At 57.0% G+C, this 12,599-nt stretch carries 9 protein-coding genes; all 9 read left to right on the forward strand.

Annotated elements, in window-relative coordinates; all coding sequences use genetic code 11:
- Nucleotides 1-16: 16 nt before the first annotated feature.
- The 9 genes from murJ (at nucleotide 17) to L8V22_RS08685 (ending at nucleotide 12,384) form a co-directional block, all read left to right on the forward strand.
- Nucleotides 17-3,445, forward strand: coding sequence for a murein biosynthesis integral membrane protein MurJ (gene murJ / locus L8V22_RS08645; protein ID WP_238801553.1), 3,429 nt, complete (start codon nucleotides 17-19; stop codon nucleotides 3,443-3,445).
- 214 nt (nucleotides 3,446-3,659) lie between these two features.
- Nucleotides 3,660-4,193 carry a YceI family protein gene (locus L8V22_RS08650; RefSeq protein WP_238801554.1) on the forward strand — a complete coding sequence of 178 codons (534 nt, stop codon included), beginning with the start codon at nucleotides 3,660-3,662 and terminating at the stop codon, nucleotides 4,191-4,193.
- A gap of 481 nt (nucleotides 4,194-4,674) precedes the next feature.
- On the forward strand, nucleotides 4,675-4,908 hold the full coding sequence (locus L8V22_RS08655; RefSeq protein WP_238801555.1) for a hypothetical protein: 234 nt from the start codon (nucleotides 4,675-4,677) through the stop codon (nucleotides 4,906-4,908).
- Between the two features lie 253 nt (nucleotides 4,909-5,161).
- Entirely contained in the window at nucleotides 5,162-7,687 is a 2,526-nt protein-coding gene (gene pepN / locus L8V22_RS08660; protein ID WP_238801556.1) for an aminopeptidase N, read from the forward strand.
- 82 nt (nucleotides 7,688-7,769) lie between these two features.
- Nucleotides 7,770-8,318: an RNA polymerase sigma factor gene (locus L8V22_RS08665; protein ID WP_238801557.1), complete on the forward strand. Its 549-nt coding sequence runs from the start codon at nucleotides 7,770-7,772 to the stop codon at nucleotides 8,316-8,318.
- Nucleotides 8,319-8,402: 84 nt separating this feature from the next.
- Nucleotides 8,403-9,329 carry a thioredoxin-disulfide reductase gene (gene trxB, locus L8V22_RS08670; RefSeq protein ID WP_238801558.1) on the forward strand — a complete coding sequence of 309 codons (927 nt, stop codon included), beginning with the start codon at nucleotides 8,403-8,405 and terminating at the stop codon, nucleotides 9,327-9,329.
- 6 nt (nucleotides 9,330-9,335) lie between these two features.
- Entirely contained in the window at nucleotides 9,336-9,659 is a 324-nt protein-coding gene (trxA, locus tag L8V22_RS08675; protein WP_023020190.1) for a thioredoxin, read from the forward strand.
- An 87-nt stretch (nucleotides 9,660-9,746) separates the two neighbouring features.
- A complete protein-coding gene (locus tag L8V22_RS08680) occupies nucleotides 9,747-10,928 on the forward strand; it encodes an N-acetylmuramoyl-L-alanine amidase (protein WP_238801559.1) in 1,182 nt (393 codons plus the stop codon).
- Nucleotides 10,929-11,022: 94 nt separating this feature from the next.
- Nucleotides 11,023-12,384: an MFS transporter gene (locus L8V22_RS08685; protein ID WP_420839986.1), complete on the forward strand. Its 1,362-nt coding sequence runs from the start codon at nucleotides 11,023-11,025 to the stop codon at nucleotides 12,382-12,384.
- Nucleotides 12,385-12,599 lie beyond the last annotated feature (215 nt).

Below are 12,599 nucleotides of genomic sequence, written 5' to 3' on the forward strand. Positions count from 1 at the left end.
TGAAGTTGTATCCTCTATGACTGATAAGACTGGCCGCGAGGCCGAACACGTGGAGAAGTCACCTGCGGGTGTAGTTGACCCGAAGGATGCCGCCGTGCCGGCAGAGCACCCCGCCCCAGCGGGTGCCCGCGGCCGCATCGTCCGCGCCTCTCCTCCCGCTCCGGTGCCAGAAAAGCGCCCCACGCCCGCGGTGCAGGACACCACCGTTCCTCCCGAAGAGGACAAGTCCGCACTCACCGGACGCAATGCGGAGAACGAATCATCCAATCAAGACGTCATCCGCGCGACGGGCACAATGGCCATCGCGACACTGCTGTCCCGCGTCACCGGCTTCCTGCGCCAGATGCTCATCGGCGCCACCCTCGGCGCCACGGTGGGCACCGCGTTTAGTAGCGCCAACCAAATCCCCAACCTCGTCACCGAGATCGTATTGGGTGCCGTGCTGACCTCTCTGGTCGTGCCCGTCCTCGTACGCGCCGAAAAAGAAGACACGGACCGCGGCGAGACCTTTGTCCGGCGGCTATTTACCCTGGCCTTTTCCATCCTGGGCATAGTCACCATTGCTTCCGTGGTGCTCGCCCCCTTCTTAACAAGGATGATGCTGCCGGAAGATTCCAAGGCCAATGCCGTGCAGGCAACCTCCCTGGCCTTCTTACTGCTGCCGCAGATCCTCTTCTACGGCCTCTTCGCCCTCTTCCAGGCCGTTCTTAATACCAAGAATATCTTTGGTCCAGGTGCGTGGGCGCCGGTAGTCAATAACGTCATCTCCATTAGCGTGCTGCTGGCTTACCGCTTCCTGCCCGGCGAGCTCGACCCGCATGATCCCACGCCAGTGGCCGATCCACACGTCATGCTATTGGGCTTGGGCACCACCACGGCGGTGATGGTGCAATGCCTCATCCTGTTGCCGTACCTCAAAAAGGCTGGCATTAACCTGCGCCCCAAGTGGGGCTTGGATGCCCGCATCAAGCAATTCGGTGGCATGGCTCTAGCCATCATTACCTATGTGGCTATCTCGCAGCTGGGCTATGTGATCACCTCCCGCGTAGCCGCCTATGCGGATGCCGGCGCCCCGCTGGTCTATCAGAATGCTTGGCTCATGCTGCAGGTGCCCTATGGCGTAATCGGCGTGACGCTGCTGACGGCAATCATGCCGCGCCTGTCCCGCAACGCCGCCGACGGCGATGTTGATGCCGTAGTCCGCGATCTGACCTTGGGTTCAAAGCTGACCTTCATCGCGCTTATTCCCATCGTTATTTTCATGACCGGCTTTGGTGTACCAATCGCCCGGGCCCTCTTCCAATACGGTGCCTACGGCGCCGAGAGCGCCGAGCAGCTTGGCCTGACCATCAGCTTCTCCGCCTTCACGCTCATCCCGTATGCCTTGGTGCTGCTGCATCTGCGCGTATTCTATGCCCGCGAGGAAGCCTGGACGCCGACCTTCATCATCGCCGGCATCACGCTGACCAAGATCGTCCTTACGCTTTTGGCCCCGTTGATGACATCCAACCCGGACCGCGTGGTGATTTTGCTCGGTACGGCCAATGGTTTTGGCTTCGTCTCCGGTGCGGTCATCGGTGGCTTCTTGCTCAAGCGCAAGCTCGGCAGCCTCGGCGGCAGGGCCGTCACGCAGACCGTGCTGTGGGCTTCTGGTGCCGGTCTCGTAGGTTTGGTCGTCTCCTGGGTGCTGTACAGGGGCGTGAATTTCCTCCTGCCAGAGAATTTGCCCTCCATCGTCTCGCTGATCAAGGTCGCGGTGCTCGGAGTCATCTTCCTCATCGCCACCGGTCTGGTGCTGGCTAAGTCCTCCTTGCCAGAGGTCCAGAACCTGGCCCGTGCCCTGCAGCGTATCCCGGGCATGTCCCGCTTCATCAAGGTCGATTCTTCCAAGGCCATCGAGTTGGAGGAACCCGATGTGCCGGAAATTCAGCCGGTATTCTCCCAGGACGCCTTCAACGCCACGCTGGTACCGCCACCAATGTCCGCCGGTATCGTCCGCGGACCACGCCTCGTGCCGGGTGCCCCGGTATCAGATGGTCGCTTCCGCCTGCTTCAAGATCACGGTGCGGTCACTGGTGCACAATTCTGGCAGGCCCGCGAGCAATCCACCGGCCGCCTGGTCGCCTTGACGTTCGTTGATACCAATAGCTTGGCGCCGATTGCGCCATCGACTCCGGGAGTTGCCGCCCGCCGCTCCGCAGAAATTTCGCGCAATACCCGCCGCCTTGCCGAGCTAGAGCTCGATGCGGTGGCGGATAATATCCAAGTCCTGTCTTACCGCACGGGCTGCCTGGTGGTGGCGGATTGGTTTGAGGGTACCTCCCTCAAGCAGGTGGCTGAGGCCGATAACCTCGACCCCCATTCTGTGGCTCGTGCTACTGCGCCGCTATTTGCTGACGCCGCCGCTGCCCACGATGCCGGCCTCATCCTCGGAGTAGAACACCGCGACCGTTTCCGCGTTTCTACCGACGGTGTAGTCAAGGTGGCCTTCCCCGCCGTGTTGGATGGCACCTCCGCCGCCACCGACCGCGAGGCTTTAAGCTCCGCCCTGGAGCTGCTCGTGGAGTCCACGGAACCTTCGCCGAAGAAGCTGCGCGATATTTCTGAAGATGCCAACCTCTCGGCCGACGAGGCCGCTCAGCGCGTCGAGGACGCGCACTTTGCCCTCGATAGTGCCGATGAGGATAGCCGCGAGGAAAAGATGGAACAGCTGCAGGAGGCAAAGGCGTTGACCTTGGCCGGAATCGCTCAGCGCCTGCACGACTTCGCGCCGGAGGAGCCGAAGGAAGCACCCGAGGCCTTGCCGGTAAAGGCGGAAGAAGAACCAGCTCAAGAGGATGATCCAGCCCAAGAGCCTGGCTTCGGCGGCCGCGGTTATTCCGGTTCCGGCGTCATCGTCATCGGTATCTTCGCCACCATCTTCGTCGTAGCAATGGCTGCGCTCACCACCTGGATCATGTCCTTGCTAAGCGATGTCGAGGCGTCTAACCCGGTCAGCGAAACCATCCACGGCAGCACTGAAATTCCGGATGCCCCGCCGGTGCGTCTCCAGCCTTCCTCTGCGGTTACCATCCCTGATAACAAGGACGACGCTGCGCTTATCGACGGCAAAACGGCCACCACCTGGTCCACCGAAGAGGAAGATACCGGCGTCCTCGTCACTGTGGATTCGCCAACGCACTTCGCAGTCTTGCCGGTGGTGCAATCCAATTCCACTGGGGCAAAGTACGCCGTCTATGGCGTTAACCGTGACCGCTTCAACCCGGAGAACCCACAGGCCGGCTCTCTGTACCAACTGGCAAGAGGCAAATTCAAAAACGGCAAGGAAGATATCGAGCTGGAGAAAACCCCTGAGCAATTCGATGGGCTGCTGCTCATGATCACCGAGCTACCCAAGTCCAATAAGGCAACCATCACAGACATTGGGCTCGTCGGGCAGCCCTAGGAAAATTCCAGTTATATGGACCTAAGTTGTGGTCCATGAAATGACGGCCGAACTGAGGAAAACTCCCTTCAGTTCGGCCATATTTTTATTTTTCTTCGCCCAAAAACTCCATAACCTGCATATTCTGAAATTTTTTACTTCAAGTGTTGACTATTTAGGAGTAGCACGTACACTGTGGGACGTAACGCAAGCAACAACCTTAGGAGTATTCATCATGTCCCTCGCAGCAGGTACCTACGCACTTGACCCAGCCCACACCGTTATCGGATTCGTCGCTAAGCACGCAATGGTGACCAAGGTCCGCGGCAACTTCGCAGATTTTGAAGGCACCATTACCGTGGCCGAGAACATCGCTGAGTCCAACGCTCAGGCCACCATCCGTACCGCATCCATCTCCACTGGCAACGATGACCGCGATACCCACGTAAAGAACGAGGACTTCTTCGCGGTAGAGCAGTACCCAGAGATCACCTTCAAGGCCACCAACCTCAACGTTGATGAGAATGGCAACGGCACCGTTACCGGTGGCCTCACCATCAAGAGCACCACCAAGTCCGTCGACCTTGACGTGGAAGATGTTGCTACCGCCGAGGACCCCTTTGGCAATACCCGCCTAGGCTTCGAAGCAACCACCAAGATCAACCGCAAGGACTTCGGCATCGACTTCAACGCTCCACTGAAGACCGGCGGCGTGCTGGTCTCCGAGGAGATCAAGATTGAGCTCGAGGTTTCTGCCATCAAGCAGTAGGCCCGTAGCCCCAGACACACTAGAAGCATTAAGCTTCTCCAAGCCCGCAGCCACCTTCTGGCTGCGGGCTTTTCCTACGTCTTCCGGTATAGCGGTACAGCCACTTCTTACCCTTTGGAAGGCATTTCAGCCCCTCAGCGCCTCTGGATATCAGCCAATCAACGGGCTTTTCTTCACCTATAAAGGAAACAATTTCAAAGTCACCACAGGATAATCGGCTCTCGGGACCATATTGAGAATGAAGGGGTGCAGTATCGAGCACCTTCGACTATTTGTAACTAGCGAGTCGACTATCAAAACCGCACCGGGGCACAAATCCACCGAACTTTTGTCGGCAAAACCCACACAGGTTGGGTTTTTGGAGCCGTGGCCGACAATGGACCACATAATGTTTATGTAAAATCAGGTTCGCAGCAATGTGCGCGCTTGTACATCGCTGGTAAGTTCCGGAGTGAGCAGTGCCACCAGATAGGTTAAACAGATGAAACTACTTCTTCAGCTGCTCGAGCTGACAGCGTTGCTAATAACTTGCGTAGGATTCGCCATCGGATTTAATGCAACCCACAATGCACTGACCTATATTCACGCTGAAGAAGCATTGGACGAGGCCACACGGCTGCTTGAGCAAGCTCAACAGATGTTCATTGCCGCTACAGCCTGCGGGATTATTTTCCTAATCCTGTTCTTGGTTAGATTACTGAAATCGGTCAGCTAAAAATAAAGAGACTGTAAATACCAAATAGGCAAAAGAGTGACAGCGCAGTGGTTGCATCCCTCAGTGTGGTGTAACGCTTGCTGATGGCCACTGACATCTTGCGCCACTTGAAGAGTGCGAGACGGCAAAAACTGATCTAACAGGTCCACAGCGAGGTCCCAATACCCGCTGGGTATTTTGCTCCTAGAAGGCAGCGGAGCTTAGGACCCCAACCCCTCACCCTGCGTGACGGCGGTAACTATAGTTCCTAAGTATGACCGCACCACAAAATAAGACGCAGCACGAGTTGCTCCAAGAACGCGCAGCGGCGGTGGACCTGCGCGCCTATCACCTCCACCTCGATCTTTCGGAGGTACTCGATAGCCCCACCTACCGCGTGACTACCCGCCTCGAGCTGACCAGCAATGAGCCCGAGCTCTTCCTGGATTACCTGGGCGAATCGGTCGCGGAGTTAAAGGTCAATGGCACCCCGCAGGAGGTGGACTTTGATGGCAGCATCATCCAGCTGCACGGCGTGCCGGTAGGCGAGGAGCTGACCATCGAGGTCACCAGCCACTCCCGCTATTCGCGCACCGGCCAGGGTTTGCATCGCATGCACGATCAGGCCGATGACGCGACCTACCTGTACTCACACCTCGAGCCTTCCGATGCTCGCCGCATCTTCCCCTGCCTAGAGCAGCCAGATCTCAAGGCCATCTTCCACGTGCGCATGACCGCACCGAAGCAGTGGCAGATCCTCTCTAACCAACCAGAAGTCGAGCGCAGTGAGGATGACAATCTCGCCACCGTCACCTTCGCGCCGACGCCGCCGCTGTCGACCTACCTGACTTCTTTTGCGGCAGGCCCTTATAAGTATCAAGAGCGTGCGTGGACCGCCCCGGATGGCAGCCACTCGGCACAGTTGCGCGCCTTTGCTCGCGCGTCCATGTTTGAGTACCTCGACGAAGAAATCTTGGACCTTACTGCCCAGGGCATGGACTTTTTCCACCAGAACTTTGGCTACCCCTACCCGTGGGGCAAGTACGATTCCATCTTTGTGCCCGAATACAATCTCGGCGCGATGGAAAATCCCGGTTTGGTGACCTTCACGGAAAACTACATTTTCCGCTCCCACGCCACCCGCGCGCAGCATGCCGGCCGCGCGAATACCATCCTGCACGAGATGTCCCATATGTGGTTCGGCGACTTGGTTACGCCACAGTGGTGGGATGATCTATGGCTCAAGGAGTCATTCGCGGAGTTTATGGGCGCGGACTCTTCCGTGCACGGCACCGAGTACAGCGAGGCCTGGGCCAACTTTGCCGGCGCCCGCAAGAATTGGGCCTACCTGCAGGATCAGCTGCCCACCACGCACCCAATCAAGGCGGAAATCCCAGATGTGGATGCCGCGCGCCAGAATTTCGACGGCATCACCTATGCCAAGGGCGCGGCGGTGCTTAAGCAACTGGTGCACTATGTCGGTCGCGATAATTTCTACGCTGGGGCGCGCGACTACTTCCAAGAACACGCCTTCGCCGCCGCCACCTTTGATGACCTCCTGAAGGCGCTAAAAAAGCACACGGACCGCGATCTTGATGCCTGGTCGCAGGCCTGGCTGCGCACGTGGGGCCCAGATACGCTCACACCGGAGCTGCACACCGAAGGCGAGAAGATTGCGGAGCTGGCCATCCTTGCAGAAGCCGAGGACGTCTGCCGGCCGCACCGCCTGACCGCCTCGCTTTTTGATGCCGACTTACACAAGTATCGCGAAATCGACATCGATCTCCCCGCCGGCGATGGCACCACCCGCACCATCATCGATGAGGCGGCCGGCCTTCCGGCTCCGGCATTGCTGCTGCTTAACGACGCCGACCATACCTACGCCAAGATCCGCTTCGACGAAGCCTCGCTAGATACGGCAAGGAACCGCCTGACCGAATTCGAAGATGATCTCACCCGCGCGATCATCTGGACCGCCCTGTGGAACCTCACCCGCGATGGGGAACTGTCGGTGGTTGACTATGTGGGGGACGTCGTCAAGCATGAGGCTTTCGAGACCAATGCCACATTGCTGGCTGCTGCCTGCGCCAATGCCAATTTTGCCATCGCGCACTATGGTGCAGATGCTGACCGAGAGCAGCTCCGCGCCGACTATGCCGAGGCAATCTGGGGCCACCTGGCAAAGGCCGAACCTGCCTCGGATGCTCAGCTCGTGCTCGCTCGCGCTGCTATCCGCGCCCTGGCCGCAACGCCGGAGGAATCCGGCACCGAACGCCTGAGGGCCCTACTTGCCGGTGAGGTTGCCGAACTGCGCCTCGATCCTGAAATCCGCTGGTCCATCCTGCATGCACTCGCCGCCCGCGCTGCTGTGACACCAGCCGAGCTGGAAGGGGAAAGGCAGCACGATAATACGCTCACCGGTGCTACGGAATTCTTGGGCGCTAGCCATGCCTTCCCCACGCCAGAGACCAAGCGTGCCGCCTTCGATAAGGCGCTCACGCCGGGTGCTTACTCCAATGCCGAGGTAGACGCGCTCGTCGCCGGATTCAATGCTCCGCGCTCTTCTGCGCTACAGGAGGCCTTTGCGGAGGAATTCTTCTCCCGCGTGGAAGATATCTGGGCCGCGCACCCCATCGAGATTGCCAACCGGCTCATCCGCGGCTTTTACCCGGAACTGCCCATGGCCGATGACGCCACTACGCGCCTGCTGCACCGTGAGCTGCCAGGAGCGCTGCGCCGCGTTCTCCTGGAATGCCGGGATAACCTGCGGCGCACCCTACGCGTGCGGGCTGGTCAATAGACTGTACCGTCCTGCGTTCGCGCTCTGCTTCCCCTCGGGTCACACTGTGTTTAACAGTTGTTGATCCGGGGGGAATCTACATATGACACTGAGCCATAATCGCAGTGACGAAGAACTAGTTGATGCCTTTATTGAGGGGGATAATAAAGCCTTTTCCACCATCGTGGAACGCCACCGCACGCGGCTGACCACCGTGGCACGGCGCTACACCAGAAACGAGCACGATGCCCAAGATGTGGTCCAGGAAGCCTTCCTGCGCGCCAGCTGCAACCTGCACTCTTATCGCCGCGAATCCGCGCTATCGACTTGGCTCCACCGGCTAGTGAAAAACTCTGGCTATGACTACCTCAACCATCGCTCGAACAGGGAAAATGCTTCATTAGATACGGAGGACTTTGAAGACGATCGCAACCCGCTGCTCGCGCATAATCCTTCCGAAAACCTAGCGGAGCAGCTGACGGTGCGCGAGGCCATGCAGTTGCTGCGTGAGGATCAGCGTGAAGCGCTGGTGCTTACCGACGTCGCCGGTTTCCGCGTCGGTGAAGTCGCCACCGTCCAAGGGGTAAAGCCCGGCACCATTAAATCCCGTTGCGCCCGAGCGCGGGAAGTCCTACGCGCTGCCATTGGGTGAGTTTGCTAATACCGACGTTTGGCAATGTGGCGGGTAGACTCATGGCGTTACGCGAAACCACACTCTGATTTAAGGGAGTTAGCAATGACCGTCCACGATGTTGCCATCGTAGGTTCCGGCCCTGCCGGTTATACCGCCGCGCTGTACGCAGCACGCGCTGAGCTCAACCCGATTGTCTTCGAGGGCTTCGAGTACGGCGGCGAGCTTATGAATACTACCGAGGTAGAAAATTACCCCGGTTTCCAAAAGGGCATCATGGGCCCAGAGCTCATGGAGGAAATGCGCGCCCAAGCTATCCGCTTCGGTGCGGATTTGCGCATGGAAGTCGTTGACTCCGTAGAGCTGGAAGGCGATATTAAAAAGCTGCACGTGGGTGACGAGCTCTTCGAGGCCCGCGCCGTCATCCTCGCCACCGGTGCCGCCCCGCGCCACCTTGGCGTTCCAGGTGAGGAAGAACTTACCGGCCGCGGCGTTTCTACCTGCGCTACGTGCGATGGTTTCTTCTTCAAGGACCACAATATTGCGGTTATCGGCGGCGGCGACTCCGCCATGGAGGAAGCAACCTTCCTCACCAAGTTCGCCGACTCTGTCACCATTGTGAATCGCTCCGAGAACTTCCGCGCCTCCAAGATCATGCTGGAGCGCGCCCAGGCCAACGAGAAGATTAAGTGGGAAACCAATAAAGTCGTCGAGGAGGTCATTGATGCCGATGGCAAGGTCGGCGGCCTCAAGCTCAAGGACGTCACCAATGGCGAGACCTCTACCTTGGACGTAACTGCCATGTTCGTAGCAATTGGCCATGATCCGCGCTCGTCCTTCCTCAATGATCAGGTCGAGCTGAATGACAACGGTTATGTTGTAGTTGAACAACCCTCCACCAAGACCTCCCTGCCAGGCGTTTTCGCCTGCGGCGACTTGGTAGATGACCATTACCAGCAGGCAATTACCGCAGCCGGCTCCGGTTGCCGCGCGGCAATTGATGCGGAACATTTTCTCGCAGAAAGCCGTTAAATCAGTATGAGCAACGTCAAGAAAGTAACCACCGATACGTTCCGTAAGGACGTCATCGAATCCGATAAGCCCGTCGTCGTCGACTTCTGGGCCGAATGGTGTGGCCCCTGCAAGAAGCTTTCCCCCATCCTGGAAGAGGTAGCGGAGGAGCTGGACGGCGAGGTCACCATTGCCAAGGTCAACGTCGATGAAGAGCGCAACTTAGGCGCCATGTTCCAGATCATGTCCATCCCTAACGTGCTGATTTTCAACCACGGCGAGAAGGTAGATGAATTTGTTGGTCTGCGTTCTAAAGATGACATCGTGGCGCAAGTGAAAAAGCAGCTGTAACTGTTAATCTAATTTCTATTAGATTAAGCGTGTAGAAATTCTGGAATGCGGCCCAAACTAAAGCGGGCTGTGAAAGGGGTATAAGGCGTGAATCGCGTTCTTCGAGTCGGCGATACAAGTGTGCGTGTAGCTGAGGCTCGCGCCACCTTGGCCCGTCTCGGCCTCTTGTCAGATTTCAAGGGGGAACTTTCTGCGTGGAAGAAGCAGAAGTACTCCGAGAGCGACAAGAGCTTTGATGCCAATTTGTCTGAGGCCCTCAAGGCCTTCCAGCAATCGCGTGGCATCGTGCCCACGGGCGAGATCGATGATCTCACCCTGCGCGAACTACGCCAAGCCTCGTACACGCTGGGCAGCCGAGTACTTAGCTATGAGCCTGCAAATGAGCTAGTGGGAGACGATATCTCTCAGCTGCAGCAGCAGCTGCAGGAGCTGGGCTTCTACCAGCAGCGAGTAGACGGCCACTTCGGCACCAATACTCACGCAGCACTGAAGGAATACCAGCACAACTGTGGCCTGCAAGAAGATGGTGTGTGCGGCCCCGCCACCATTCGCGCCCTGGGACTGCTCGGCCGCCGCATCACCGGCGGCTCCGCGCACAATATTCAGGAGCGCGAACGCGTGCGCAACGCCGGCCCTAAGCTGGCGGGCAAACGCGTCGTGATCGATCCCGCCTTGAGCGGTGGCGAAGCCGGCCAACTGGTCAAGGGCCGCTTCGGGGATATTTCTGAGCAGGAAATCCTGTGGGATCTCACCCAGCGCATCGAAGGACGCATGATTGCCGCCGGCATGGAGACCATCATCTCCCGTCCTCGGACCTCCGATGCGGACGTTAAGTCCCGCGCCGAGCTAGCCAATGCCTTCGACGCGGACATTGTGATTTCTTTGGCCTGCGATTCTTATCCCAATGAGAAGGCCAATGGTGTTGCCACCTTTTACTTCGGCTCCGAACTAGGCAATTCCTCGCTCATTGGTGAGACCCTCTCCGGGTTCATCCAACGCGAAATTGTCGCACGCACCGAGCTACTGGACTGCGGCAACCACGGCCGCACCTGGGACCTGTTGCGTCTAACCCAGATGCCGGTCATCCAGATCGTGCTGGGCTACTTGACCAACCCAGAGGATATAAAGATCCTCACCAATCCATCCCGCCGCGATGACATCGCGGAGGCGATCGTCATTGCCGTAAAGCGCATGTATCTCATGGAGCAGGACACCGCCGTAACCGGAACCTATAAATTCTCTGAACTCCTTCAAGCTGAGCAGTCCTAAGTCAACGAGATTCGCCCACATATCTTGGCTCAAAACGAGTCGTGCGATTAGTATCTACTGATAATCTTCATTTCTACAATTTGAATGGATCTTCATGATGGATGCTTCGAGCCCCACCGCGATCTCTCCCAAGGAAATGCGACGTGTAGTAGCTGCAACCACGATCGGTACAGCGATCGAATGGTACGACTATTTCCTATACGCTGCAGTAGCCGGACTCGTTTTTAACCAAGTAATGTTTTCTCCCTTAACCGGAAGTTTGGCCAGCATTGTGTCTTTCGCTTCTGTGGGACTATCGTTTTTGTTTCGGCCCCTCGGTGCGTTTTTAGCGGGCTACTATGGAGATCGCTACGGTCGACGAATCGTACTCATGGTCACACTTTTCTCAATGGGGGGCGCAACCACTTTAATCGGCCTCTTACCCACTTACGAAACGGTAGGACTATGGGCTCCCATTATGCTCATTTTTCTCCGCATTATTCAAGGGATTTCCGCTGGAGGCGAGTGGGGATCAGCGGTATTGCTAGCGGTTGAACATGCTCCGAACCATAAGCGCGGCCTCTACGGTGCCGGACCACAAATTGGAGTTCCCATCGGACTGCTCATGTCCTCCGGGGTTTTGGCCATCATGGATAGAATCGCGCCCGGAGATGCATTCTTTCAGTGGGGTTGGCGAGTCCCCTTCTTACTTTCCTTCGTGCTAGTTGTTGTAGGTTACTTGGTAAGAATCGGCGTCGATGAATCGCCGGTTTTCGAAGTTATAGAAGACAACAAAGGGCATCAGCGTCCGAATCCCATTGGCGTTCTTTTCAAACAGCATCTTCCTCTTGTATTTGTCGCTGCACTGGTATTTGCAGGCAACGGAGCAGTCGGCTATATGACAGCAGGAGGCTATATTCAAAGTTATGCTACCAACCCAGAAGGACCCATTTCCTTTGAGCGCAGTGATGTGCTCAACGCAGTCACTTTATCTGCCGTCACATGGTTAATATTCACCCTGTTCGCCGGCTGGGTGTCCGACTATATCGGTAGGCGTAGAACGTACCTCATTGGATTCGTCGTTCAGGCAATTGGAGCTGGAATACTCTTCCCACTGGTTGACACAGCTTCACTAGGACTTCTTTATGTTGCGCTTATCTTTCTAACTGTAGGGCTAGGACTAACTTATGGTGCCCAGTCCGCCATGTATGCTGAACTCTACCCAGCATCTATTCGTGCATCAGGGGTATCGGTATCCTATGCCATTGGATCAATTCTCGGCGGCGCGTTTGCACCTATGATCGCAGCATCTTTAGTAGATGCAACGGGAACAACAGTTGCGGTTACGATCTATCTAGTAGCTGCAAGCCTCATAGGTTTGACTGCCATTTTGCTTCTCCAAGAAAGAAAAGGTATCCCTCTCAGCCCTGATTTTGAAACGGAACAATCTAAGAGTCCGTTTGTTTTTGGTAAGTAGCCTGAAGAAAAGTGGACAGAGCTATCCGATTTCACTCATCTTCACTGCGTCCATTTTATTGGTAATTTCGTGGAATTTCGGACAGATGATCCGAGTTGAACGCACTCTGCTCGACAAGCTGCATCTGTCATTGGACTGATTTTTAATCGGTTCACAGGACCACCCCACGTCCTGCTAACGCACCTGCACCCCGAGCGCATCGGATGTGTAATTTT

Origin of the sequence: Corynebacterium yonathiae, assembly GCF_027570195.1 — a bacterium.
In the GTDB taxonomy this organism is placed as follows: Bacteria; Actinomycetota; Actinomycetes; order Mycobacteriales; family Mycobacteriaceae; genus Corynebacterium; species Corynebacterium yonathiae.

Excerpts from the sequence above, each read along its gene's own strand:
- L8V22_RS08650 (WP_238801554.1), top strand. The coding sequence starts at position 3,660 with ATGTCCCTCGCAGCAGGTACCTACGCACTTGACCCAGCCCACACCGTT.
- pepN (WP_238801556.1), top strand. The coding sequence starts at position 5,162 with ATGACCGCACCACAAAATAAGACGCAGCACGAGTTGCTCCAAGAACGC.
- L8V22_RS08685 (WP_420839986.1), top strand. The coding sequence starts at position 11,023 with ATGATGGATGCTTCGAGCCCCACCGCGATCTCTCCCAAGGAAATGCGA.
- trxB (WP_238801558.1), top strand. The coding sequence starts at position 8,403 with ATGACCGTCCACGATGTTGCCATCGTAGGTTCCGGCCCTGCCGGTTAT.
- L8V22_RS08655 (WP_238801555.1), top strand. The coding sequence starts at position 4,675 with ATGAAACTACTTCTTCAGCTGCTCGAGCTGACAGCGTTGCTAATAACT.
- trxA (WP_023020190.1), top strand. The coding sequence starts at position 9,336 with ATGAGCAACGTCAAGAAAGTAACCACCGATACGTTCCGTAAGGACGTC.
- murJ (WP_238801553.1), top strand. The coding sequence starts at position 17 with ATGACTGATAAGACTGGCCGCGAGGCCGAACACGTGGAGAAGTCACCT.
- L8V22_RS08665 (WP_238801557.1), top strand. The coding sequence starts at position 7,770 with ATGACACTGAGCCATAATCGCAGTGACGAAGAACTAGTTGATGCCTTT.